This is a genomic window from Blastococcus sp. SYSU D00695 (assembly GCF_054050555.1).
In genome coordinates this window covers 17,951-42,042 of the sequence record NZ_JBJGZP010000016.1, presented here as the reverse complement: position 1 = coordinate 42,042, position 24,092 = coordinate 17,951, and the positions used below count along the sequence as shown (strand labels likewise).

At 78.3% G+C, this 24,092-nt stretch carries 22 protein-coding genes and 2 riboswitches; of the genes, 13 read left to right on the top strand and 9 right to left on the bottom strand.

Annotation, left to right across the window (positions count from 1 at the left end; genetic code table 11):
- Window positions 1-107 precede the first annotated feature (107 nt).
- The 5 genes from ACI781_RS12230 (at window position 108) to ACI781_RS12210 (ending at window position 7,683) form a co-directional block, all read left to right on the top strand.
- Complete coding sequence (locus ACI781_RS12230; protein ID WP_456566377.1) at window positions 108-2,171, top strand: putative bifunctional diguanylate cyclase/phosphodiesterase; 2,064 nt, start codon at window positions 108-110, stop codon at window positions 2,169-2,171.
- A gap of 200 nt (window positions 2,172-2,371) precedes the next feature.
- Window positions 2,372-3,061, top strand: a complete 690-nt coding sequence (locus ACI781_RS12225; RefSeq protein WP_456566376.1) for an NYN domain-containing protein — start codon at window positions 2,372-2,374, stop codon at window positions 3,059-3,061.
- Window positions 3,062-3,137: 76 nt separating this feature from the next.
- Window positions 3,138-4,343, top strand: coding sequence for a diguanylate cyclase (locus tag ACI781_RS12220; RefSeq protein WP_456566375.1), 1,206 nt, complete (start codon window positions 3,138-3,140; stop codon window positions 4,341-4,343).
- Between the two features lie 41 nt (window positions 4,344-4,384).
- A complete protein-coding gene (locus tag ACI781_RS12215) occupies window positions 4,385-6,085 on the top strand; it encodes an ABC transporter (RefSeq protein ID WP_456566374.1) in 1,701 nt (566 codons plus the stop codon).
- The gene (locus tag ACI781_RS12210) at window positions 6,082-7,683 is read left to right on the top strand and encodes a GTPase (RefSeq protein ID WP_456566373.1); all 1,602 of its coding nucleotides are present in this window, start codon (window positions 6,082-6,084) and stop codon (window positions 7,681-7,683) included. Before ACI781_RS12215 ends, ACI781_RS12210 begins: the two co-directional genes overlap by 4 nt.
- 14 nt (window positions 7,684-7,697) lie before the next feature.
- Here ACI781_RS12210 and ACI781_RS12205 read toward each other — a convergent pair whose 3' ends face one another.
- Window positions 7,698-8,195, bottom strand: a complete 498-nt coding sequence (locus ACI781_RS12205) for an ATP-binding protein (protein WP_456566372.1) — start codon at window positions 8,193-8,195, stop codon at window positions 7,698-7,700.
- A gap of 137 nt (window positions 8,196-8,332) precedes the next feature.
- Between ACI781_RS12205 and ACI781_RS12200 the strand changes: the two genes are divergently transcribed.
- Window positions 8,333-9,022: a GAF and ANTAR domain-containing protein gene (locus ACI781_RS12200; RefSeq protein ID WP_456566371.1), complete on the top strand. Its 690-nt coding sequence runs from the start codon at window positions 8,333-8,335 to the stop codon at window positions 9,020-9,022.
- Here the strand turns inward: ACI781_RS12200 and ACI781_RS12195 are convergent.
- Window positions 9,019-9,969, bottom strand: coding sequence for a nucleoside hydrolase (locus ACI781_RS12195; protein WP_456566370.1), 951 nt, complete (start codon window positions 9,967-9,969; stop codon window positions 9,019-9,021). The genes ACI781_RS12200 and ACI781_RS12195 overlap by 4 nt on opposite strands.
- Before the next feature lie 14 nt (window positions 9,970-9,983).
- Window positions 9,984-11,333, bottom strand: coding sequence for an APC family permease (locus ACI781_RS12190; RefSeq protein ID WP_456566369.1), 1,350 nt, complete (start codon window positions 11,331-11,333; stop codon window positions 9,984-9,986).
- A gap of 338 nt (window positions 11,334-11,671) precedes the next feature.
- Between ACI781_RS12190 and ACI781_RS12185 the strand changes: the two genes are divergently transcribed.
- A complete protein-coding gene (locus ACI781_RS12185) occupies window positions 11,672-12,571 on the top strand; it encodes a hypothetical protein (protein WP_456566368.1) in 900 nt (299 codons plus the stop codon).
- Between the two features lie 661 nt (window positions 12,572-13,232).
- Window positions 13,233-15,350, top strand: coding sequence for a SpoIIE family protein phosphatase (locus tag ACI781_RS12180; RefSeq protein WP_456566367.1), 2,118 nt, complete (start codon window positions 13,233-13,235; stop codon window positions 15,348-15,350).
- Between the two features lie 90 nt (window positions 15,351-15,440).
- Here the strand turns inward: ACI781_RS12180 and ACI781_RS12175 are convergent, their stop codons facing one another.
- The 6 genes from ACI781_RS12175 to ACI781_RS12150 all read right to left on the bottom strand — a co-directional run bounded on the left by ACI781_RS12175 (window position 15,441) and on the right by ACI781_RS12150 (window position 19,999).
- Window positions 15,441-15,860, bottom strand: coding sequence for an ATP-binding protein (locus ACI781_RS12175; protein ID WP_456566366.1), 420 nt, complete (start codon window positions 15,858-15,860; stop codon window positions 15,441-15,443).
- A 96-nt stretch (window positions 15,861-15,956) separates the two neighbouring features.
- Window positions 15,957-16,562, bottom strand: coding sequence for a thiamine phosphate synthase (locus ACI781_RS12170; protein WP_456566365.1), 606 nt, complete (start codon window positions 16,560-16,562; stop codon window positions 15,957-15,959).
- Window positions 16,559-17,332: a thiazole synthase gene (locus tag ACI781_RS12165; protein ID WP_456566364.1), complete on the bottom strand. Its 774-nt coding sequence runs from the start codon at window positions 17,330-17,332 to the stop codon at window positions 16,559-16,561. Before ACI781_RS12165 ends, ACI781_RS12170 begins: the two co-directional genes overlap by 4 nt.
- Before the next feature lie 2 nt (window positions 17,333-17,334).
- Window positions 17,335-17,529 carry a sulfur carrier protein ThiS gene (gene thiS / locus ACI781_RS12160; protein ID WP_456566363.1) on the bottom strand — a complete coding sequence of 65 codons (195 nt, stop codon included), beginning with the start codon at window positions 17,527-17,529 and terminating at the stop codon, window positions 17,335-17,337.
- On the bottom strand, window positions 17,526-18,659 hold the full coding sequence (gene thiO, locus ACI781_RS12155; RefSeq protein ID WP_456566362.1) for a glycine oxidase ThiO: 1,134 nt from the start codon (window positions 18,657-18,659) through the stop codon (window positions 17,526-17,528). Before thiO ends, thiS begins: the two co-directional genes overlap by 4 nt.
- Entirely contained in the window at window positions 18,656-19,999 is a 1,344-nt protein-coding gene (locus ACI781_RS12150; protein ID WP_456566361.1) for a purine-cytosine permease family protein, read from the bottom strand. Before ACI781_RS12150 ends, thiO begins: the two co-directional genes overlap by 4 nt.
- A riboswitch (TPP riboswitch) is annotated at window positions 19,990-20,114 on the bottom strand. (Overlaps the previous gene by 10 nt.)
- 31 nt (window positions 20,115-20,145) lie before the next feature.
- On the opposite strand from ACI781_RS12150, the gene ACI781_RS12145 reads away from it, so the two are divergent.
- From ACI781_RS12145 to thiD, 5 genes are all read left to right on the top strand, one after another.
- Window positions 20,146-20,805, top strand: coding sequence for a thiaminase II/PqqC family protein (locus ACI781_RS12145; RefSeq protein ID WP_456566360.1), 660 nt, complete (start codon window positions 20,146-20,148; stop codon window positions 20,803-20,805).
- Complete coding sequence (locus ACI781_RS12140; protein WP_456566359.1) at window positions 20,802-21,431, top strand: TenA family protein; 630 nt, start codon at window positions 20,802-20,804, stop codon at window positions 21,429-21,431. The genes ACI781_RS12145 and ACI781_RS12140 overlap by 4 nt, the downstream gene beginning before the upstream one ends.
- 15 nt (window positions 21,432-21,446) lie before the next feature.
- Window positions 21,447-21,539, top strand: a riboswitch (TPP riboswitch).
- Window positions 21,529-22,326, top strand: a complete 798-nt coding sequence (thiM, locus tag ACI781_RS12135) for a hydroxyethylthiazole kinase (RefSeq protein ID WP_456566358.1) — start codon at window positions 21,529-21,531, stop codon at window positions 22,324-22,326. Its footprint overlaps the riboswitch before it by 11 nt.
- Before the next feature lie 10 nt (window positions 22,327-22,336).
- The gene (gene thiE / locus ACI781_RS12130; RefSeq protein ID WP_456566357.1) at window positions 22,337-22,981 is read left to right on the top strand and encodes a thiamine phosphate synthase; all 645 of its coding nucleotides are present in this window, start codon (window positions 22,337-22,339) and stop codon (window positions 22,979-22,981) included.
- The gene (gene thiD / locus ACI781_RS12125) at window positions 22,978-23,799 is read left to right on the top strand and encodes a bifunctional hydroxymethylpyrimidine kinase/phosphomethylpyrimidine kinase (RefSeq protein ID WP_456566356.1); all 822 of its coding nucleotides are present in this window, start codon (window positions 22,978-22,980) and stop codon (window positions 23,797-23,799) included. The genes thiE and thiD overlap by 4 nt, the downstream gene beginning before the upstream one ends.
- Window positions 23,800-24,092 lie beyond the last annotated feature (293 nt).

Below are 24,092 nucleotides of genomic sequence, written 5' to 3'. Positions count from 1 at the left end.
TGCCGTCGTGGGGCCGCTGCCGTCCGGCAGGTCCGGGCCCGAGCACGGAGCCGGGCTCCGCAGGGGGAGAAGGAAGCGGGCGAGTGCACGGAGACGACGGAGCGGCGGTGCGTGCCCAACGCGACCTGCTGGCGGCGGTGCCCGACGCCGTCTACCACCTGGACCGCGACTGGCAGATCACCTACCTGAACGCCGCCGTCGAGGCGCTGGTGATGGAGCAGGCCGAGGACCTCCTCGGGCGCGAGCTGTTCGAGGCGTTCCCCGCGCTGCGCGACACCGAGGTCGAGCGGCAGCTGGCGGCGGTCCTGGACGACGGCGAGCCGCGGGTCTTCGAGTACCACTACGAGCCGCTGGGCCGCTGGTTCGAGGTGCGGGCCTTCGCCGATCCCCAGGGTCTGTCGGTGTTCCTGCGCGACGTGGAGGCCGAACGCCTGCTGCGCGCGGAGCAGGCCGCCGAGATCCGCCGGCTCGCCTCCGTCCTGGACGCGCTCCCGCAGCCCACGGTCCTGCTGGACCCCGAGGGGCGGATCCTCACGGTGAACCGGCTGTGGGAGGAGCAGGCGCGGGAGGCGGCCGCCGCCGGGCTGCGCCCCGGGGAGCTCGGCCGGGACTACCTCACGGTGATGGCGCAGGGCTGGTCCGGGCCGGACCTGCGGGAGATCTCGGCCGGGCTGGCCGACGTCCGCGAGGGCGCGGTGCCGACCTTCGCCCGGGACTACGAGTTCCCCCTCGGCGACCGCCGGCTGTGGTTCCGCCTGCAGGCCGCCCGGGTGGACGACACCCGCCAGGTCGTGGTCACCCACACCGACATCACCGAGCGGATGCGGCACCAGCAGGAGCTGCAGTGGCAGGCCACCCACGACGACCTGACCGGGCTGCCCAACCGCAGCCGGCTGCTGTGGTTGACCGGCGAGGCCCTGGCCGAGGACCCCACCCACACCTCGCTGCTGTTCCTGGACCTCGACGGGTTCAAGACGATCAACGACTCGCTCGGCCACGAGGTCGGCGACCAGCTGCTCCGGGAGGTCGGTGCCCGGCTGGCGCGGCAGGTCCGCCCGGACGACGCCGTCGGCCGGCTGGGCGGCGACCAGTTCCTCGTGCTCGCCCGCGCCTGCGACCAGAACGAGGCCGCCGCGCTGGCCTTCCGGCTGCAGCAGTCCTTCGTCCAGCCCTTCGTCGCCGAGGGCTTGGCGGTGCCGCTGTCGGCCAGCATCGGGGTCGCGGTCGGGCAGCCGGGGCAGCGCCAGGCGCACCAGCTGCTCAGCGACGCCGACGCCGCGGCCTACGCGGCCAAGGGCTCCGGCCGCGACCGGATCCACCTGTTCTCGCCGGGGCTGCGCGACGCCGCCCGGTGGCGGCTGGAGGTGGCCAACGCGCTGCGCGACGGCGCCCTGGAGCAGCTCGTCGTCCACTACCAGCCGGTCGTGCGGGTCGACGACGGCGGCATCGAGGGCGTGGAGGCGCTGCTGCGCTGGCAGCACCCGGAGCGGGGGCTGCTCAGCCCCGACGCCTTCCTCTCCGTGGCCGAGGAGACCGGCCAGCTCATCCCGATCACCCGCTGGCTGCTGGGCGAGACCACCCGGCAGGCCGCCGAGTGGGCGGCGCAGGGCCTGGACCTGCGGATGTCGGTGAACATCAGCGCCCGGCACTTCTCGGCCGAGACGCTGGTGCGCGACGTCCGGGTGGCGCTGCGGGACTCCGGGCTGGCCCCCGACCAGCTGGTGCTGGAGCTGACCGAGACCAGCGTGGCCGAGGACCCGACCCGCGCCGAGGACCAGCTGTCGGTCCTGCGCAACTCCGGCGTGCGGGTGGCGATCGACGACTTCGGCACCGGGTGGTCCTCGCTGGCCCAGTTGATGCAGCTGCCGATCGGCACGCTGAAGATCGACCGGTCCCTGCTGACGGCGGCCCAGCGGCTGGCCGCCGGCGGCACCGGCGCGGTGCTGGCCGCGATCGTGGCGCTCACCCGCACCCTGGGCATCCGCTCGGTCGCCGAGGGCGTGGAGACCGCCGAGCACCTGCAGATGGTCCGGGAGGCCGGCTGCGACCTGGCCCAGGGCTACCTGCTGGCCCGGCCCATGCCGGCGAGCGAGGTCTGGCGGTGGGCCGGCCGGGTGCGCGACGCCGGGGGCGACTCGTGCGCCCTGGCCCTGTCGGGGTCCCCGCGGTAGGGGCGCCGGTGCTCCCGACCACGCGCGCGCCCGAACCGGCCCGACGTCCGGCGGCCGGCCCGCCGCAGCGGCGGCAGCGGCGGCGGGCGGTGTCCCCGGGCGGGGCGCCGTCGGCTCCCGCCGCCGTCCCTCCCGCGGTGCCGGACCCCCTCCCCGCCGCGGTGCCGGGCACCGTCCCCGCCGTCGTGCAGACTGCTCCCGTGACGGATTCCCCCGTGCAGGTGGACGCCCCGGCGGCCGGGTCCCCGGACGGCCGGCCCCGCCCGCAGCTGGACCTGCTCATCTGGGACGCCCCGAACATCGACATGACCCTGTCGACGGTGATCGGCGCGCGGCCGACCGCGGCCTCCCGCCCCCGCTTCGACGCCATAGCGGCCTGGTTCGTCGACGCCGCGGGCGACGCGGCGGCGCCCGACGCCCCCGAGGTCGAGGCGTGCGTGTTCGCCAACATCCCGCCCGTCGTGGGCAGCATGCGCGGCTGGGTGGAGGCCCTGCGCGGGTTCGGCTACGCCGTGTTCGCCCGGCCGAAGACCCAGCCGGACGACGACATCGACCAGGACATGCTCGACCACATCGCCGTCCGCGGGCACAGCCACCGGCTGCGCCGCCTGGTGGTGTTCTCCGGCGACGGGCGGAACTTCGCCGAGCCGCTCGAGGAGCTGGTGCGGGCGGGCACGCAGGTCACCGTCGTCGCGTTCAGCGAGGTCGCCGGGTACGCGATCGGCTCCGACCTGCTCGAGTTCATCGACATCGAGGACGTGCCCGGCGCGTTCGCGGCCCCGCTGGACCGCGTGCGCCTGGACGCGCTGCCGCCCGACGGCGCCTGGCTGCGGCCGACCAAGGGCCTGCGGGAGTTCGTCGCCGGGTACGCCGCCCGCCGCAGCGGCTGACCCGCCCTCACCCGCCGGAGGGGGACGGCGCCCGGTACCGCGAAGGCACCGGGCGCCTGATGCCGATGACCGGATCGTGCCTGATCCCGTCGTGCGCCACCTGATCGGCGCCTTCCTGGCCGGTGGCCTGCCCGCCACCGGCGAGGAGCGGGCGCCCGGGCACGACCCCGGCGCGGAGGCGGAGATCGCCGGCCTGGCGCAGCAGCGGGCCCGCGCGTCGGGCCTGGTCGTCGTCTCGGTGGCCGTCGTCCTGTTCCCGGCGTGGGGGCTGTTCGACGCCTACCTCGAGCCCGCCCTCGCCCCGCGGTTCCTCGCCGTGCGGCTGGCCACCGAGCTGCCGATGCTGGCCTGCCTGCTGCTGCTCTGGCGGGCACCGATCGGCCGGCGCCGCCCGGCGCTGCTCACCGTCTCCGCCCTCGTCTGCGTGCAGCTCACCGTGAGCTGGATGACCGCCCAGGTCGACAACACCGAGTCCTACGCCTCCGGCCTGTCCCTGGCGATCTACGGCTGCGGCGGTGTCCTGGCGGCCTCGCTGCGCTGGACGGCGGGGCTCGTCGCCGTCACCTGGGTCGCCCTCGTCGCGGCCTTCACCCTCGCCCCGCGGGACATCCCCGACGTCGACGTGGCGGCCGTCGTCTTCTGGCTGGCCACCGCCAGCGTCGTCGCCACCGTCACCCACGCCGTGCGGCACACCCTCGGGTCGCGCGAGCTGTCCGCCCGCGTCCACCTGCTGCACGAGCGGGAGCGCACCCGCGACCTGCTGGACCGCCTGGAGCGGCTCAGCCTCGAGGACCCGCTCACCGGCCTGGCCAACCGCCGCCGCTGGGACGCCGCCCTCGCCGCGGCCTGCGCGCGCCCGGGGGTGCCGGTGGCGGTGGTCGTCATCGACATCGACCACTTCAAGCAGGTGAACGACCGGCACGGGCACGCCGGCGGGGACGCCGTGCTGCGCGAGGTCGCCCGCCTGCTCCTGCGCCGCGTGCGCGCCGGGGACCTGGTGGCGCGGTTGGGCGGCGACGAGCTCGCCGTCCTGCTGCCCGGCTCCGACGCCGCCCGCGCCGCCGAGCTCGCCGAGTCGCTGCGCGCCGCCGGCGCCGGCCTCACGCCACCCGGCTTCGTCCCGGGCGAGGTCACGCTCTCCCTCGGGGTGGCCGCGGCCGCGGACGCCACCCCCGCGGAGCTGATGGGCCGGGCCGACGCCGGCCTCTACTCCGCCAAGGCCACCCGCAACGCCGTCGGCACCCTGCCGCCGCGCCGGGACCCCGCCCCCCTGCCCGGCTGACCTCGCGGGTAGCCGGCGGGAGAACGGGGCATCCCGCCCCGGTGACCCTCCCCGCCCGGCTGCCCGAGGCCCTCGCCGAGGTGCGCGACCGGGTGGCCGGGGCGCCCCTGGGCCTGGCCACGGCCCACCGCGACGACGCCCGGCGCACCGCGCGCGCCGTCGTCGACCAGATCGACGACTACCTGCTGCCGCGGCTGCGCGACCTCGACGCCCCGCTGCTCGCCGTCGTCGGCGGCTCCACCGGCGCCGGGAAGTCCACGCTGGTCAACAGCCTGCTCGGGGTGCCGGTCACCGCGTCGGGGGTGCTGCGCCCCACCACCCGCTCGCCCGTGCTGGTCTGCGCGCCGGCCGACGCCGCGGCGTTCTCCGGTGACCGGGTGCTGCCCGGGCTCGCCCGCGTCACCGGCGGCCCGGGCGGCCCCGGCACGCTGGAGCTGGTCGCCCGCCCGGAGCTGCCCGCCGGGCTCGCGGTGCTCGACGCGCCCGACGTGGACTCCGTCGTCGCCGGCAACCGCGACCTCGCCGCCCAGCTGCTCGGCGCCGCCGACCTGTGGGTCTTCGTCACCACGGCCGCCCGGTACGCCGACGCCGTCCCCTGGGACGTGCTGCGCACCGCCCAGGAACGCGGGACCGCCCTGGCCGTCGTCCTCGACCGGGTGCCGCCCGAGGCCGTCGGCGAGGTGGCGCGCGACCTCGCCGGCATGCTGGAGCGGGCCGGGCTCGCCGCCGCCGGGCTGTTCGTGGTCGAGGAGCGGCCGCTGGCCGGCGGGCTGCTGCCGGAGGACCAGGTCGCTCCGATCCGCGGCTGGCTGCACGGGCTGGCCGCCGACCGGGAGCAGCGCGCCGCCGTCGTCCGGCAGACCCTCACCGGCGCCCTGGGCAGCCTGGAGGGCCGGGTCGCGGCCGTCGCGGCGGCCGTGGAGGAGCAGGACCGGGCCGCCCGGGAGCTGACCGCCGCCGCGCACGCGGCCTACGCCGACGCCTGCGCCTCGGTCGACGAGGGCGTCCGCGGCGGGGCGCTGCTGCGCGGGGAGGTCCTGGCCCGCTGGCAGGAGTTCGTCGGCACCGGCGAGTGGATGCGCTCGCTGCAGAGCTCGGTGGGCCGGCTGCGCGACCGGCTCGCCGCCGCGCTCACCGGCCGGCCCACCCCCGCCGAGGACCTCTCCGGCGCCCTGGAGACCGGGGTCGCCACCCTGCTGCGCGCCGAGGCCGACCGCGCCGCCGAGCGCACGGTGGGCACCTGGTCGGCGCTCCCCGGCGGCGCGGACCTGCTCGCCGGGGAGGCCGACGCGCTGTCCCGGGTCTCACCCGACTTCGCCGAGGTCGCCGAGGCCCAGGTGCGCGACTGGCAGGGCGGCGTCCTGGACCTGGTGCGCGAGCAGGGCGCCGGCAAGCGCAGCCGCGCGCGGCTGACCTCGTGGGGCGTGAACGGCGCCGGCGCCGTCGTCATGGTCGCCGTGTTCGCGTCCACCGGCGGGCTCACCGGCGCGGAGGTGGCGGTCGCCGGGGGGACGACGGCGTTGGGCCAGCGGCTGCTGGAGGCGGTGCTCGGCGACGCCGCCGTCCGCGGGCTCGCCGACCGGGCCCGCGAGGACCTCCTGGAGCGCGCCGACCGCCTGCTGCAGACCGAGCGCGACCGCTTCGACGCCCGCGTGGCCGCCGCGGCGCCCACCGGCGACGCGGCGGACGGCCTGCGGCAGGCCGCGGCCGCGCTGTCCGCCGCGGTGCGGACCGGCCGATGAGGGCACGCACCGTGCCGCTGGGCGACCGGCTGGCGGCGCTGCGGGAGGCCGTCGACGTCGCCGCCGACCGGCTGGCGGGCCCCCAGGAGACGGAGACCCTGCGCCGGGCGCGCACGCTGCTGGCGAAGGCCGGCGCCCGGACGGCGCTGGGCGAGGGCACGGTGGTGGCGCTGGCGGGCGCGACCGGCAGCGGCAAGTCCACGCTGTTCAACGCGCTGTCCGGGGCGGAGGTGAGCAGCCCGGGCGTGCGCCGGCCGACCACCGGCGTCGCGCACGCCACCGTGTGGGGCGCCGACCCGCAGGACGGCCTGCTGGACTGGCTGGAGGTCCCGCGGCGGCACCGCCACCCCCCGGACCCGGCCCTGGACGGACTGGTCCTGCTCGACCTGCCCGACCACGACAGCGTCCGGCTGGAGCACCGGCTCGAGGTGGACCGGCTGGTGGAGCTGGTCGACGTCCTGGTGTGGGTGCTGGACCCGGAGAAGTACGCCGACGCCGCCGTGCACGAGCGCTACCTCGTGCCGCTGGCCGGGCACGCCGGGGTGCTGCTCGTCGTGCTCAACCAGGTCGACCGGCTCGACCCCGCGGCCGCCCGGGCCTGCCTGGCCGACCTGCGCGGCCTGCTCGACCGGGAGGGGCTGGCGGCCACCCCGCTGCTGGCGGTCTCCGCGCGCGCCGGCACGGGCCTGGGCGAGCTGCGGTCCGACCTCGCCGGGCGGGTCGCCGCCCGGCGGGCCGCCACCGAGCGGCTCGCCGCCGACGTGGCGGGCACGGTCGCCGAGCTGCGGGCCTGCTGCGCCGCCGAGCCGGTCCGCGTCCGGCTCGGCGGGGCCGAGCGCGAGCGGCTCACCGACGCGCTCGCCTCGGCGGCCGGCGTGCCCGTCGTGGCCGGCGCGGTGGAGCGCTCGGTCCGCCGGGACGGCGCCGCGCACACCGGCTGGCCGCTCGTCCGCTGGGCCCGCGGGCTGCGGCCGGACCCGCTGCGCCGGCTGCACCTGGGCGAGCGTGGCCCCGGCGGCCCGCCGGCCCGCACGTCGCTGCCCGCGGCGGGGGCGGTGCAGCGCGCGACCGTGGCCACCGCGGTCCGCGTCGCCCGGGAGACTGCCGGCGCCGGGCTGCCGCGGCCGTGGGCGGAGGCGCTGCGCACCGAGGTGGCGGTGTCGGAGGAGCGGCTGGCCGACCGGCTGGACGCCGCCGTCGCCGGCACCGACCTGGGGCCCGACCGGACGCCGCTGTGGCAGCGCGCCGTCGGCGGCCTGCAGTGGGCGCTGGCGGGGGTGGCGCTGGTCGGCGTCCTGTGGCTGCTGGCGCTGGCCGGCCTGGGGCTGCTGCGGCTGGACGACGTCGTCCCGCTGCCGCGCGTCCAGGGGATCCCGCTGCCCACGTTGCTGCTCGTCGGCGGCCTGCTGGCGGGGGCGCTGCTGGCGCTGCTCTCCCGGCCGCTGGTGCACGCCCGGGCCCGGCGCCGGCGGCGGCGCGCGGAGCTGCGGCTGCGCGCGGCGGTGGCCGGGGTCGGCGAGGAGGAGCTGCTCGCGCCGATGGCCGCCGTCCGCGCCGACCACGACCGGTTCGCCGCGGCGCTGGCCCGCGCCGGCTGAGCGGCGCGGCGGCCTCAGCCCCGGGGCAGGGGCGGGGTGCGCGGCTCGGGCACCCGGTCGGACCCGGCCCCGACCGGCCGCAGCCCCGACGGCAGCCGCGCCCACACGTGCTTGCGGCCGGGCCGGCACTCCCAGCCGTAGCCGACCGACAGCTGCGCCACCAGGTGCAGGCCCATGCCCCCCAGCGACGGGTCGCGGTCCAGCGCGGGGACCGGCGGGCGGTCGGGGGCCTCGTCGCTCAGGTCGAGCAGCCAGCCCTCGTCGTTGGCCACCACCAGCGCGCGGACGGCGCCGCCGCCGTGGCGCAGCGCGTTGGAGGCGAGCTCCTCGAAGACCAGCAGCAGCCCGTCGCGCGCGTCCTCGGTGGACGACGTCGACACCGACGGGTGGGCGACGCGGGCCCGCAGGTCGGCGCGGACGCGGGAGACCACGTGCATGGCCTCCAGCTGCCAGTGCCAGACGTCCCCGGCGACCGAGGGCACGGGTGCGTGCGGCCACGCCTCCTCGCCCATCGATCCCCTCCGCGTCTTCTCCGCCGGGCGCCGGCAGGGACACCGGCGAGGACCATCCTGACCGACGCATCCCGGTCTCGCATCGGCGGGACGTCGCAGCGGGCCGTGGCCCGGCCGGCATGGGGCACGATGACCGCGTGGATGACCTGCTGCGGTCGCTGAGTCGCGTCGCCCTCGCCGACCGCGACCTGGCCGACGTCCTCGGCGAGATCACGTCCGTCGCGGCGGCCGGCATCCCCGGCGCGGAGGCCGTCTCCATCACGCTGGTGCGCGGCGACAGGGGCCACACCGCCGCCTTCTCCGCCCGGCTCGCGCTGGAGGCCGACGAGCTCCAGTACGCCGACGGCTCCGGACCCTGCCTGGACGCCGGCCGGGGCGGCGTGCCGCTGCGGATCGACGACACCCGCACCGAGCAGCGCTGGCCGGGGTACATGGCGCGGGTCGTCGAGCTCGGGGTGCGGTCCTCGCTCTCGCTGCCGCTGCCCTACCAGGGCGGGGTGATCGGCGCCCTGAACGTCTACTCGACCCGGCCGGCCGCCTTCGCCACCCCGGGGTCGCTGGCCGCCGGCACGGACGTCGCGGAGGCGATCGCGGTCGCCGTGGCCAACGCCGAGGCCCACCACCGGCTCGGCGAGCAGGCCCGGAACATGCGCATCGCCATGGAGTCGCGGGCGGTCATCGAGCAGGCCAAGGGCGTGCTGATGGCGCAGCAGGCCGTCGACGCCGAGCAGGCGTTCGAGATCCTGCGCGAGGCGTCCCAGCGGGCCAACCGCAAGCTGCGCGACGTCGCCGCCGGGGTGGTCGCCTCCACCCAGCGGGCCGGCTAGCGCCCCGCGGCCAGCCCCGCCAGCCGGGTCACGAGGAACTCCACGGCCGCCGCGCTGTCGACGCCCTCGGCGACCTGCACCGCCGTCGGCGAGCCGGAGACCTCCCGCCGGTCGACCAGCGTCATCCCGCGGGTCGCGCCCAGGCCCGTGTCGACGACGACGTCGCGCGGCACCACCGCCAGCGTGCCGGGCGCGACGGCCTCGGTCACCGCCAGCGCGTCGTGCACCACGACGCCGTCCACCCCGTAGCTGCGGCGGGCGGCGTCCATGTACTGCCGCAGGACCGCCGCCGTCGTCTCCCCGAGCGGACCGGCGGCGGCGAACCGGTCGACGCCGGCCTGCCCGAGCACGGTCGGCAGCGTCACGTCCAGCCCGACCATGACCGTCGGCACGGTGGAGGAGAACACCGCCTGCGCGGCCTCGGGGTCGGCCCAGGCGTTGAACTCCGCGGCCGCGGTCACGTTGCCGCCGGCCCCGGCCGAGCCGCCCATCACGACCAGCCGGCCGATCCGCTCCGCGGCGTCCGGGTAGGTGGCCAGCAGCAGCGCGATGTTGGTCAGCGGGCCGATCGCGCACACGGTGACCGGCTGCTCGGACGCCGCCAGCAGGTCGGCCAGGGCCACGACGGCCGGGCGGGGGTCCGGCTCGGCGGGGGACGGCGGCAGCTCCACCCCGCCGAGGCCCGCGGCGCCGTGCACGTGGCCGGCGCGCTGGGCCATCGGGTGCACGAGGGGCCCGCGCGCCCCGGCGGCGACCGGCACGTCGGCGCGGCCGGCCAGGTGCAGCACCCGCAGCGCGTTCTCCGTCGTCTGCGCCAGGTCCACGTTGCCGTGCACGGTGGTGACCAGGCGCAGGTCCACCTCCGGGCTGGCCAGCGCCAGCAGGATCGCGACCGCGTCGTCGATGCCCGGGTCCGTGTCGATCACCAGGGGGGTCGGCTGCTCCACGCCGTCCATCCTGGTCACCGGCCCGCGCGGGCCTCCCGGCGGGTGGCCAGCCGGCTCAGCAGGTACAGCACCACCCCCACGGCCAGCAGCAGCGCCGCCCGCAGCCAGGTCTCGGCCGCCTGCCGGGTGAGCAGCAGCACGCAGGAGGCGATGGCCAGCACCGGCACCACCAGCGGCGTGCGGAAGTGGTCGGCGGCCACCCGGTCGCGGCGGAGCACGAGCACCGCGGCGTTCGTGCTGATGAAGACGAACAGCAGCAGGAGGACGACGGTGTTGGCCAGCGCGGCGACGTCCCCGGTCGCCGTCAGCAGCATGGCGACCGCCGTGGTGACGACGATCGCGACCCACGGCGTGCGGCGCCCCGGCAGCACCCGGCCCACCACCGCGGGCAGCAGCCGCTGCTCGGCCAGCCCGAACGCCATCCGGCTCGCCATGATCATCGTGAGCAGCGCGCCGTTGGCCACCGCGACCAGCGCGATGACGCTGAACAGCCGGTCGGGGACGCCGACGTCGGCGGCGCGCACGACCTCCAGCAGCGGCCCGGAGGACCCGGCCAGGGTCTCCGGGTCGACGACGACCGCCGCGGCCAGGCCCACCAGCACGTACAGCGCCCCCGCGGTCAGCAGCGCGCCGAACAGCGCCCGCGGGTAGACCCGGCGCACGTCGCGGACCTCCTCGGCCACGTTCGCCGAGGTCTCGAAGCCGACGAACGAGTAGTAGGCCAGCACGGCCGCGGCCAGCACCGCCGACGCCACCGACGTCCCCTCGGGGAACTCCAGCGCCCGGCCCGGGTCGCCGTCCCCGCGGCCCAGCACCAGGGCGCCGAGGACGACGACCAGCACCAGGCCCGAGGACTCGACCAGCGTCATCACCATGTTCGCGCGCAGCGACTCCTGGATGCCGCGGGCGTTGAGCGCGGCGACCAGCACGAGGAAGACCAGCGCCGCGGGCACCGCGGGGACGTCGAGGAACACGCCCAGGTAGTCGCCGGCGAAGGCGAGCGCGAGGCCGGCGGCGCTGGTCACGCCGGCGGCGAGCATGCAGAACCCGACCAGGAACGCGATCTCCGGGCGCCGGAACGCCCGCTCCGCGAACACCGCCGACCCGCCGGCCCGCGGGTACTTGGTCACCAGCTCCGCGTAGGACGCCGCCGTCAGCAGGGACAGCAGCAGCGCCAGCAGCAGCGGCACCCAGATCGCCCCGCCCACCTCGCCGGCCACCGCGCCGACGAGCGCGTACACGCCCGCGCCGAGCACGTCGCCGAGGATGAACAGGTACAGCAGCCGCCCGCTGACCGACCGCCGCAGGCGGGTGTCGGGCTCGTCGGTCGCGGGGGCGGGTGCCGTCTCGTCGGGCTGCGTCACCGGACGAGTCTCGGAACGTCCCGGCGGGGCGGCAACCCGGAGCGGGAGCGCGCGCCGCGGCGTCCCCCGGCCGGGCGACACGCGGGCGCGGCGCGGCGCGTCGCGGGACGACCGGACCGCCGGTCACCGCCCCGCACGCTCGGCGGGGCACCGCTTGTCGACAAGCCCCCGGAGCGGGGAACGGGTCACCGACCTGCACGGACACCGCCCGCAACGGTTCGGTCACGCGCGCCGGCGGAGGTGTCCCGGCGGGCCGTCCGGAGGGGTCGGGCTCCCTACCTTTCTCCTTGTCCGCGACACCTTCCCCCCTGGTCGCGGCCACTCTTCAGGAGGACGCCATGGCGAACGCACGGACCCCCGGGTCCTCGTCGCCGTCCCCCGGCGAGGGCACGCTGGGCGGGCTCCTGGCGGTGCTGGAGCGCGCCGAGGCGCTCCCGCCGGCGGGCCGGCCCCGGCCCCGGCGTGCCGCCCTGCACGTGCCGGCCGGGCGGCGGGGCCTGCCCGCCGCCCGCCCGGTGCCGCAGCCCCGCCCGCGCCCCGCCGCGCCCGCCGCGTCCTCCGCCCCGGCCCGCGCCGCCGTCCCCGCGCCCGTGATGTGGCGCCCGGCGGGGTCGCCGCCGCTGGCCCCGCCACCGCCGGCCCGCCGCCCCGGCCTGGTCCGCCGGCTGGCGCTGTGGGGTGCCGGCCCGGACGGCGCGCACCTCGCCTGGAACCGGCCCGCCACCACCCCGCCCACCGTCCCGCCCGCTGCCCCCGCCGTCCCCCGCCGGGGCGTCGGCGACCGGCTGCGCCGCGGTGTCCACCGGCTGGCCCGCTGGGGCGCCGGCCCCACGGGCGCGTACCTGGCCTGGAACGTCCCCCCGCAGCCCCGCGTGCACAGCCTCCGGCTGCCGCCGCTGCCCCGCCCGGCGGCCGCGGGTGCGGCCGTGGTGCTCACCGAGCTGCCGAGCATCCCCACGATCCGGCCCGCGGCGTCTTCCCCCGCCGCGGCGCTGCTCCCGGCCCCCCGCCCCCGGGCGGCCGGTGTCCTCCTCCGGGCCCCCGCCCGGCCTCCCCGGGCGTCGCAGCCTCGGGCATCGGAGCCTCCCGGGTGGCCCGCCACCCGACCGGAGCCCTGCCCCGCACTGCCGGCGCCGTCCGGCTGGCCGGACCGGGACACCCCCGGAGCCCGCAGCCCGGGTCGCGCACGGACCCGCGGCGACCCGAGCACCTGCCGGGTCCGGGGCTCTCCCCCCTGACCCGTCCCGGCAGCAGGACCCGGCCGACCCCGGCCACCGTCCTCGGCACCGCACCCGCCGGCACCGGTCGCAGCCAGCGACCGTGACGCCGACCCGCGTCGCCGACTCCTCCCCTGGCCGCACGCCAGGCGCCCCCGGCCCACCCCCGACGGTGCACCCCCCGCACCGCCCCCCGACCGCACCGCACGACGTCCCCGCCTCGACCCCCCGCCGGCCCTGCCCCGAGCAGCGGCGCGCGGACCCTCCAGGGAGGCGCGGACCCACCGCGGCGCGACGGCGAGGCGGACGGGGACCGTCTCCGGGTGGACGACAGGTCCGGCCGGTACCCGTGAACGGGTCTCTGACCGGCTGCCGACCTGGCCGACGAGCGCGCCGCGTGCCCCGACCGAGGAGTCGCCGCTGACCGGTCGGCGCCACCCCCGGTCCGGCGGGCCGGCACCCGGACGGCGGACGGCCCCCGGCCGCGGGCGGACCACCGCCCGCACCACACCCCCCGGCGGGCGACCGCCCGGGACCCCGATCGGCGCCTCCGCCGGCCGGGCTCCCGGGTGGCGCCCGCCGTCCGGCGTCCGGCCCCCGGCGTGGGCTCTCCCACAGCGGGGTGGCCGGGTGCCGCCGGCTGTGGGAGAAAAGGAGGGATGAACGGGCAGAGCGCGTCGCGGTGAGGTCGCTCCCCTCCCGTCCCGCCCCGGAGGACGACCCGCCGGGCAGCGCGGACGCCGCCCAGCGGCTGCGCCTGGAACTGGCCGTCGAGGCCGCCGGCATCGGCAGCTTCGACTGGGACCTCGTCACCGGCCGCCTCGACTGGGACGACCGCCTGCTCGAGCTCTTCGGCGCCACCCGCGAGGAGTGGGGCGAGCGGATCGAGGCCTTCACCGAGCGGCTGCACCCCGACGACGTCGAGGCCACCACGGCGGCGCTGCAGAACGCCATCGACAGCTGCGGCGCTTACGACGCGGAGTTCCGCGTGCTGCTGCCCTCGGGCGAGACCCGCTGGGTGCGCGGCCGCGGCCGGGCCCTGTGCAGCGAGGCCGGCGCCGCCGTCCGCCTCCTGGGCGCCGCCTACGACACGACCAGCGCCCGCGCCTCCGACCTGCACGTCGCCCGGGTGCTGGAGGCCATGAACGAGGCCTTCTTCTCCCTCGACCGGGACTGGCGCTTCTCCTACGTCAACCGCCGCGCCGAGCAGGTGCTGGACCGGCCGCGCGACGAGCTGGTCGGCGGCGACGTCTGGGAGCTGTTCCCGCACGCCGTCGGCAGCGACTTCGAGACCCACTACCGCGGCGCCGTCGCCACCGGCCGGGAACGGGTGTTCGAGGCCTACTACCCGGCGCCGCTGGACGCCTGGTACGAGGTCCGCGCCTGGCCGACGCCGGACGGCCTGTCGGTCTACTTCCTCGACGTCACCGCACGCCGCCGGGCCGCGACGCAGGCCCGCGAGGCGGCCGGCCGGCTCCGGGCGATCGCCGAGATCAGCGTGGCGATGGTCGAGGAGCTCGGCCGCGGCCAGGACGAGCGGGCGGCGCTGGCGCGCGTCACCCGGGCCGTCGTCCCGACGTTCGCCGACTGGGCGATCGCCACGCTCATCGACGAGGACGGCCGGATGGAGGACGTGGCGAGCTGGCACGCCGACCCGCAGCTGCGGGCGGTGACGGCCCGGTACGCCGAGCTGCGGCTGGCCTCCATCGCCGACGACGCCCCGGTGCTGCGGGCGCTGGGCTCGGGGGAGGCGCTCACCGTCGACGACGTCGCCGGCCTGATCCGGCCGACGCTGCCCGCGGGCGAGGTGCGCGACGCCTTCGACCGGCTGGCGCCGCGGACCGCGCTGACCCTGCCGCTGACCGCGCACGGCCGCACCCTGGGCGCGCTGAGCATGTACCGCGGCGCCGGGGGGCGCGTGGCCGACGCCGACGACGTCGCGGCCGCCCGCGAGGTCGCCGAGCGCGTCGCGCTCGCGCTGGACAACGCCCGGCTGCACGCCCAGCAGCGCCGGCTCGCCGAGGAGCTGCAGCGCAGCATGCTCACCGCACCGCCGCGCCCCGACCACGCCGAGGTGGTCGTGCGGTACCACCCGGCCGTGGAGGCCGCGCAGGTCGGCGGTGACTGGTACGACGCGTTCCTGCAGCCGGGCGGGGCGACGGTGCTGGTCATCGGGGACGTCGTCGGCCACGACATCGCCGCCGCCGCGGCCATGGGGCAGCTGCGTGGCCTGGTCCGCGGCATCGCCTTCCGCGAGGGCGCCACCCCGGCCACCGTGCTCGCCGACCTCGACGTCGCCGTCCACGGGCTGGAGATGGACACGATGGCCACCGCCATCGTGGCCCGCATCGAGCAGACGCCCGAGCAGCGCGCCGCGGGGACGACGACGCTGCGCTGGTCCAACGCCGGCCACCCGCCGCCGCTGCTGGTCCGCGCCGACGGGACGGTCGAGGAGCTGGCGGCGCCGCGGGCCGAGCTCATGCTCGGCGTGGACCCGGCCGCGCGGCGCACCGAGCGGGCGGTGGAGGTGGCCCGGCCGGCGACCGTGCTCCTCTACACCGACGGGCTCGTCGAGGCCCGCGACCAGGTGCTCGACGACGGCATCGCGGCGCTGCGCGAGGCGCTGGTCGACCTCGCGGACCGCCCGCTGGCCGAGCTCTGCGACGGGCTGCTCGCCCGGCTGCGCCCGCACGGTGTCGCCGACGACGTGGCGCTGGTCGCCGTCCGGCTGCACCCGGAGGACCGCCCGCGCCCGCCGGAGGCCGGCGCCCCGCACGTCCCCCCGGTCCCCGGCGCGTAGGGACCGCCGCGCACGTCGGGACGTTCTCCGGCGGCTCCCCTGCAGGGGCCCGCCGCGAGCCTGCGAGTGGTGGGGGCAGGGGGGTCCTCCTCAGGAGGGGAGGACCGCCCACACGTGCTTGGCGCCGCCGGCGACGTACCAGCCGTGGGCGCTGGACAGCTCGGCGATGAGGTACAGCCCCAGCCCGCCCTCGCTGGGGTCGCGGTCGACGGCGGGCAGCGGCGGCTGCTCCGGCGCGCTGTCGGAGACCTCGAGCAGCCAGGCGGAGTCCGCCCGGCGCATCGCCGCCCGCACCTCGCCCCCGCCGTGCCGCAGCGCGTTGGACGCCATCTCGTCGAGGGCCAGCACCAACTGGTCGCGCAGCTCCGCGGTGGCCCCGCGCAGCAGGGCCCGGACCTCCGCGCGGACGGAGGGCAGCTGGGCGACGTCGGAGAGCTCCCACACGTGGCCGCCGGCGGCGCGCGGCGGGGTCGCCGAGGGCCAGATGGGCTCCGCCGGCTCCCGTGTCACGCCCGTGTTACCTCGCATCCTCGCGCCGGCTGCTTCCTGACCGAACACCTGCGTATGCGCGGCTCCGATGAGCGATAAACGTCGGGGTGACCGGCATCACCGCCGGGCTGCCGCCAGGGCCCGCAGGTACGCCGCGACGGCTGCCGGGTCCCGCATCACCGGCCCCATGACGGCCACGCCCGCGGCGCCGGCGGCCACGCACCCCGCGACGTCCGCGGGGGCGACCCCGCCCAGGGCGTACACCGGCGGAGCGCCCGCCGACAGCCGGGCGAGCCCGCCCGGCCCCAGCGCCGGGCCGTACCCGGGTTTGGACGCCGTGGCGTGCACCGGCGACACGAACACCCAGTCGCAGCCCTCCGCCGCGGCGCGGGCGACCTCCGCGGCGTCGTGGCAGGAGCGGCCCAGCAGCGGCGGCCGCGGCTCGGGCAGCGGGTCGGCGGCCGCCAGGTGCACGGCCGGTCGGCCGGCCGCACCCGCGGCGCCCGCCCACACCAGCAGGCCCCCGGCCGGTTCGACCAGCGCCGCGAGCTCCTCGTACAGGGCGGCCCGCGCGGGCAGCGGCAGGTCCTTGTCCCGCAGCACGACGCCGCGCGCCCCGGCGGCGACCGCCGCGGCCACGACCTCCGGCAGCGGCGCGGACGCCTGCGTGCGGTCGGTGAGCACCAGCAGGTCCGGCAGCGGCCCGCCCCCGGCCGGGCTCACAGCTCGGGCCGGCCCTCCGGCGCGGTGGAGGCCTGCGCGTGCCACCGCCGGGGGATCCGCCCGGCCAGCAGCGCCGCGCGGCCGGCGGTCACCGCGTGCCGCATGGCCAGCGCCATCCGCTCGGGGTCGCGGGCGCGGGTGACGGCGGAGGCCAGCAGCACCGCGTCGCAGCCCAGCTCCATGGCCAGGGCGGCGTCGGAGGCGGTGCCGATGCCGGCGTCGAGGACGACGGGCACGTCGACCGCCTCCCGCAGCAGCGCCAGCGAGTGCGGGTCTCGGATGCCCAGGCCGCTGCCGATCGGCGACCCGAGCGGCATGACGGCGGCGCACCCGGCGTCGGCCAGCCGGCGGCCGAGGACGGGGTCGGCCGTCGTGTAGGCGAAGACGCGGAAGCCGTCGTCGACCAGCTGCTCGGCGGCGTCCAGCAGCTCGACGGCGTCGGGCAGCAGCGTGTGCTCGTCCCCGATCACCTCGAGCTTCACCCAGTCGGTGCCGAACGCCTCGCGGCCGAGCCGGGCGGTGAGCACCGCCTCCCGCGCGGTCCGGCAGCCGGCGGTGTTGGGCAGTAGGCGCACCCCGCAGCGGTCCAGCACGCGCATCATCGCGGCGTCCGCCGACGCCTCGACGCGCCGCAGCGCGACCGTGACCACCTCGGTGCCGGAGGCGCGCACGGTGCGCTCCAGCGTCTCCATGCTGGTGATCCCGCCGGTGCCCAGCACCAGCCGCGAGCCGAACGCCTCCCCGGCCAGCTCCAGCGGGTCGGTCTCCATCGTCAGCCTCCTGCCGTCGGGGCGAGCACCTCGAGCGCGTCGCCCTCCTCGAGCGGGGTGCCCGCCCAGGCGCTGCGGGGGACGACGTCGCCGTTGCGCGCCACCGCCACCCGGTCGTGCGCGCCGGCGCGCTCGGCGACCAGGGCCGCCACCGTCGTGCCGGCCGGGACGACGGTCGCGGCCCCGTTCACCGTCACCCGCACGGACCCACCCCCTCCCGCTCGAACCTCCCGGCGCCGAAGGGAGCGGCGAGCGGCGGCGTCTCCCCGGTCGCCAGCAGCTCGGCGACCAGCTCGCCGGTCAGCGGGGTGAGCAGCACGCCGTTGCGGTGGTGGCCGGTGGCGAGCACCAGCCCGGGCGGCCCGGCCGGGCCGAGCAGCGGGGCGTTGTCCGGGGTGCCGGGCCGCCAGCGGGCCAGCGTCTCGACCAGCTCCAGCTCGGTCACGCCCGGGACCACCTCGATGGCGTCGTGCAGCAGGTCGTGCACCCCGCCGGCGGTGACCGTCGCGTCGAAGCCGCGCTCCTCCACCGTGGCGCCGACCACGAGGCCGTCCCCGCCCTGCGGCACCAGGTACACCGCGCGGCCGCGGACCAGGGCCCGCACGGTGCCGGCGAGCAGGCCGGCGGCACCGTGCAGGCGCAGGACCTGCCCCTTGACCGGCCGCACCGGGACGTCGGGCGCGCCGGGCAGGGAGCCGCCGCGGGCGCCGAGGGCCAGCACGACCGTGCCGGCGTCCAGGTGGCCGCCGCCGGCGAGCGCGACCCCGGTGACCCGGCCGCCGCCGGTGCGCAGCGCGGCCACCCGGTCGGGCACCAGCCGGACGCCGGCGCCCTCGGCGGCGGCCAGCAGCACCGGGTGCAGCTGCCGCGGGTCCACCGACAGGTCCCCGGCCACCCGCAGCCCGGTGCGCACCCGCGGGGTCAGCGACGGCTCCTGCCGCCGCGCCTCCCGCCCGGGCAGCCGGGTCGCCGCGAGGCCGAGTTCCACGTGGAACTCGTGCAACCGGGCCAGGACGCGGGCGTCGTCGTCGTCGAAGCCGACGAGCAGGGTGCCCGCCGTCCGCAGCGGGACCCGGGTGCCGGTGGCCGCGGCGAGCTCGTCCAGGAACGCGGGCCAGCGCGCCAGCGAGGCCTGGCACAGCCGCAGCAGGGGCTCCTCGCCGTAGCCGGCCTCGGCGACCGGCGCGAGCATGCCGGCCGCGGCGCGCGAGGCGCCGGCGCCGGGGGCGTCGTCCACCACCGTCACCGACAGGCCGCGCTGCGCCGCCCGCCAGGCGACCGACAGGCCGATCAGCCCGCCCCCGGCGACCACCACGTCGGCGGTCACCGGGCCGCCCGCCTCCGGCGCAGCACGGCGGGCAGGCACATCAGGGCGGTCGGCACGGTGGCGACCGCCAGGCTCACCAGGGACGCCGACCAGCCGTTGCCCGGGTCGATGCCCAGGTCGGCCTGGCGGGCGGTCCACCAGGCCGTCCAGCCCGACCCGGGGCCGTCCATGAACGTGGGCCGGGTCAGCTGGTAGGCGACGAAGCCCGCCGCCCACGGCAGCAGGAGCCACGGCTTCGCGCGCGCGGTGTCGGAGGTGTCCCACTGGCCGCGCGGGGTCAGCAGGTAGCAGACGGCGAAGATGCCGGCGAGCGGCACGAACACCGCCCCGATGAGGAACAGGAACGGCTCGTAGGCGCGGATGTCGAAGGTCAGCGCCAGCAGGGTCGCCACCACGCCGACGACGACGGCGAGCACCCGCCGGTCCGCCCGGGGGGCGACGTTCTGCGCCGAGACCGCCGTCGAGTACAGGTTGGCGAAGGCCTCGTCCAGCTCGACGGCGACCAGCAGCAGCACCGCGACCGTCCCCAGCGGCGCGGCCAGCAGCGCGTCGACGACGTCGCGCCCCGAGGCGCCGTAGGCGGCCAGCGCCAGCACGCCGAGGGTGAACATCACGACGGTCGCCAGGCCGTAGCCGACGCTCGCCCCGGTGAACGCCGCCCGGCCGCTGCGCACGTGCCGGGTGTAGTCGGCGGCGAGCGGGAAGAAGCTGACCGGCAGGGCGATCACGACGTCGGTCGCGCTCCAGAACGAGGTCGCCGACCCGTCGGTGAGCCGGGGCAGCCCCTCGGCGAGCGCCTCGACGAACAGGTAGGCGATCGCCGCGACGGCCGCCCAGATGGCGTAGCGGGCCAGCACCCGGACCACGCCGAGCGGGCGCAGGGCCATGAGGGTGGCCAGCACGCCGGCACCCACCGCGAACGGCCAGCGCGGCGCGTCCAGGGCCCGCGACGCCGCCTCGGCGATGACGACGACCTCGAACGTCGCCCAGCCGATGCACTGGACGAGGTTGAACGCCGTCGGCAGCCACGACGTGCGGTGACCGAGCAGGCCGCGCATCAGCACCATGGCGGGCACGCGCTCGCGCGCCCCGGCCGCGGCGCCGACGCCCAGCAGCAGGGCGCCGACGGCCGCGCCGACGACGACGGCGCCCAGCGTCTCGGCCAGCGGCCGCCCGGGGAGGACGACGAGGACGGCGGCGACGGGCAGCAGCAGGCTGACCCCGAGGTTCCCCCACAGTCCCAGCGAGTCCCGCAGCCCCAGCGACGGCTCCGGCCGCTCGGCGAGGGTGAGGGGGGCGTCCCCGGTCGGGGACGTGCGGACAGCATCGGACGTGCTCATGACCAGCTCCCTACGCCGGCATTACCCGGACAGGTTCCAGCGGTCGGCGGCGCAGTTCTCGCGTGGAGGAGCCGCCCTCTCAGCCCGGTTCGCCCGAGCTCCCGCACAGTGCGGGGAGGACTCTAGCCCGTCGGTACTGTCGCGCCGTGCCCGTCTCCGACCTGCTGCGCGACCTGCCGGGCGCGTGGGAGCGCGCCACCGCCCACCCCTTCCTGCTCGGGGTGCGCGACGGGGCCCTGCCCGCCGGCGCCTTCGACACCTGGCTCGTGCAGGACCACCACTTCGTGGGTGACCTGCTGCGCTTCCAGGCCCGGCTGCTCGCCCGGTCCCCGCGCCCGGCGCAGGCGGTGCTGGCGGCGGGGGCCGCGTCGCTGGTGGCGGAGCTGGACTGGTTCGAGGAGCTGGCGGTCCGTCGCGGGCTGGACCTCGGCGGGCCCCGGCTGCCCGCGACGGCGGCCTACGCGGAGCTGCTCGCGCGGCTGGACGCGGCCGGGGTCCCGGCGGCGCTGGCCGGGCTGTGGGCCGTGGAGCGCACCTACCTGGACGCGTGGGCGGTCGCCGCGCCCGGCGCGCCGGAGTACGCCGAGTGCGTGGCGCACTGGACCGCGCCCGGTTTCGCGGACTACGTGGGCGGTCTCGCGGCCGCCGTGGACGCCCTGGGCGGCCGGCATGAGGAGGTCGTGGCGGAGGTGCTGGCTGCTGAGGTGGCCTTCTGGGACATGGCGCTGGACCCGGCGCGCGGGGGCGGGGCGCTGGACCCGGCGCGCGGGGGCGGGGCGCTGGACACGGCGGGGGACTCCGCGTGAGCCTGGCCCGCCGCCTGTGGGCGGACTCGGCCGACCTGGCCGCCACCGCGCTGGACCACCCGTTCGTCCGCGGCCTCGCCGACGGGTCGCTGCCGCGGGAGAGCTACACCGGCTACCTCGCGCAGGACGCGTTCTTCCTGCAGGCGTTCGCCCGCGGCTACGCGATGGCGGTCGTGCGCAGCCCCGACCGCGCCGGGCTGGACGCGTTCGCCACGCTGCTGGCCGGGGTGCGCGAGGAGCTGCGGCTGCACGACGCCGTCGCCGCCCGGGAGGGCATCGACCTGGCGGGCGTCGTCCCGGGGCCGGCGACGTCGGCCTACACCGAGTTCCTGCTGGCCACCGCGGCGACCCTCGGCCTCGGGGAGACCTGCGCGGCGATGACGCCGTGCATGCGGCTCTACGCCTTCCTCGGCCGGTCGCTGGCCGAGGCCACCCCCGGGGAGCGGAGCGAGTGGGTGGCCACCTACGCCGACCCCGGGTTCCAGCAGCTCGCGGCGACGCTGGAGGAGCTGCTGGACCGGTACGCGGCCGACAGCCCGGTCGTCGCCCGCACCTACCGGCGGGCGATGGCGCTGGAGCTGGCCTTCTTCGACGCGGCCCTCGCCGGCGGGTCGGCGCCCGCCTGAGGTCTTGCTAGGTTCGCGTCCGACACGGGGTGCCCGCCGCCGGGCTGAGATGACACCCGTCGAACCTGCCCAGGTCATGCTGGCGAAGGGATGTCACGTGGACGCCGCCGCGCTCGCCGCCGCCCGCACCGCGCTCACCGAGGGCGCGCCGCTCGTGCACTGCCTGACCAACACGGTCGTGCAGACGCTGACCGCGAACGCGCTCCTCGCCGTCGGCGCCGCGCCCGCGATGGTGGTCGCGCCCGAGGAGGCCGGGGACTTCGCCGCGATCGCCTCGGCGCTGCTGGTCAACGTCGGCACGGTGCACGCCCAGCAGGCGGAGGCGATGCGGGTCGCCGTCCGGTCGGCCGACGGGGCCGGCACGCCGTGGGTGCTGGACCCGGTGGCGGTGGGCGGCCTGCGGTTCCGCACCGACCTGGCGCTGGAGCTGGCCGGCAGCGGGCCCGCGGTCGTGCGCGGCAACGCCTCGGAGGTCATGGCCCTGGCCGGTACGGGGTCGGGCGGCCGCGGCGTCGACTCCACGGCGACCGCCGACGACGCGCTGGAGGCCGCCGTCGCCCTCGCCGTCCGCACCGGCGGGGTGGTCGCCGTGAGCGGGCCGGTGGACGTGGTGACCGACGGCTCCCGGGTGGTGCGGGTCGGCGGCGGGCACCCGCTGCTGACCCGGACGACGGGCGCCGGGTGCGCGCTCGGGGCGCTCACCGCCGCCTACGTGGCCGCCGCGGGGGACCGGCTGACCGGGGCCGTCGCCGCGCACGCCCACGTCGCGCTGGCCGCGGAGGCCGCGGCCGCGGTGTGCGGCGGGCCGGGCACGTTCGCGGCCGCGTGGATCGACGCGCTCGACGCCGTCGCCCCGGCGGACCTCGAGCGGGCGGACGTCCGGGACGCGTCGTGAGGGCGGCGTCGTGAGGCCGGCGTTCGACCCGACGCTCTACCTGGTCACCGACACGGCGCTGGCGCGGCCGCGCGGCGTCGCGGAGGTGGTGCGGGCGGCGGTGGCCGGCGGGGTGACCGCCGTCCAGGTGCGGGACAAGCACGCCTCCCGCCGCGAGCTGTACGAGCTGACGCTGGCGGTGCGCGCGGTGCTGCCGCCGGGGGTCGCGCTGTTCGTGGACGACGCCGTGGACGTCGCCCTGCTGGCCGGCGCGGACGGCGTGCACGTCGGCCAGGACGACCTGCCCGTCGCGCAGGTGCGCGCGCTGATCGGGCCGGACCGGCTGCTGGGGCTGTCCGCGGGCTCGCCGGAGGAGATGGCGGGCGCGGTGGCGCTGCCGGCGGGCACGGTCGACGTCGTCGGCATCGGGCCGGTCTGGGCGACGCCGACCAAGCCGGACGCCGGTGCGGGGCTCGGTCCCGACCGGGTGGCCGCGCTCGCGGCGCAGGCGCGCGCGGCGGGGCTGGCGTCGGTGGCGATCGGCGGGATCTCGGCCGGCAACGCGGCGACGGTGACCGGGGTGGACGGCGTCTGCGTCGTGTCGGCGATCTGCGCGGCGGCGGACCCGGCCGCGGCGGCCCGGGAGCTGCGCGGGCTGCGGGAGGGCGTCGCGTGACCGCCGTCGCGCTGACCGTGGCCGGCAGCGACCCCAGCGGCGGCGCCGGCATCCAGGCCGACCTCAAGACCTTCAGCGCGCTCGGCGCCTACGGGACCGCCGTGCTGACCGCGCTGACCGCGCAGAACACCCGCGGTGTCACCGGGGTGCACGCCGTCCCGGCGGCGTTCGTGGGCGAGCAGCTGCGCACGCTGCTCGACGACGTCCCGGTGGGTGCCACGAAGCTGGGCATGCTGGGGACGGCGGACGTCGTGCACGAGGTGGTCGCGGTGCTGGCCGAGCGGCGCCCGGGGCCGGTGGTGTGCGACCCGGTGATGGTGGCCACCAGCGGGGACCGGCTGGTCGGGCCGGACGCCGTCGACGCCATCCGCGCCGAGCTGCTGCCGCTGACCGACCTGGTCACCCCGAACGTGCCGGAGGCCGCCGCGCTGCTGGACGGCCCGCCCGCCCGGACGGTCGAGGAGATGGTCGGGCAGGCGCACGCGCTGCTGGGGCTCGGCCCGGGGGCGGTGCTGCTCAAGGGCGGGCACCTGGGTGGGGCGGAGAGCGTCGACGTCCTGGTGTCGGCGGACGGCGTCGTCGTCACCCGGCGGCCGCGGGTGGCGACCACCTCCACGCACGGCACCGGCTGCACGCTGTCCTCGGCGATCGCGGCGCTGGTGGCACGGGGCGTCGGCGGGCCGGGGGCGTGGGAGCCGGTGGTCGAGCAGGCGCGCGACTACCTGCAGGAGGCGCTGGCGGCGGGGGAGTCGCTGGGCATCGGCTCCGGGCACGGTCCGGTGCACCACTTCACCCGCTGGTGGCCCGCCACCCCCTGAGCGCCCGGCTCCCGAGCCCCCGCTCCCGCCGCCCCCGCCCCGCCGTCCCCGCCGCCCCCGCTCCCGAGGTCCCTGATCGCGCCGCCGTTCGCGCCCGGATGCGCATGGCGGCGGTCATCCCTGCGCTCGTAGCAACCGTCATGCGCATCGCGGTGATCACGCCCCGCGCGGACGCCGGCCTCTCCTGATCCGGCCCCTGCCTTCCGTCGGCCCCCACCGCCAACGACCTCTCCGCCCCGCCCCTCTGTTTCTCCGCCAACACCCCCCCGCCCCGTTGGACCACCTCTTCGCGC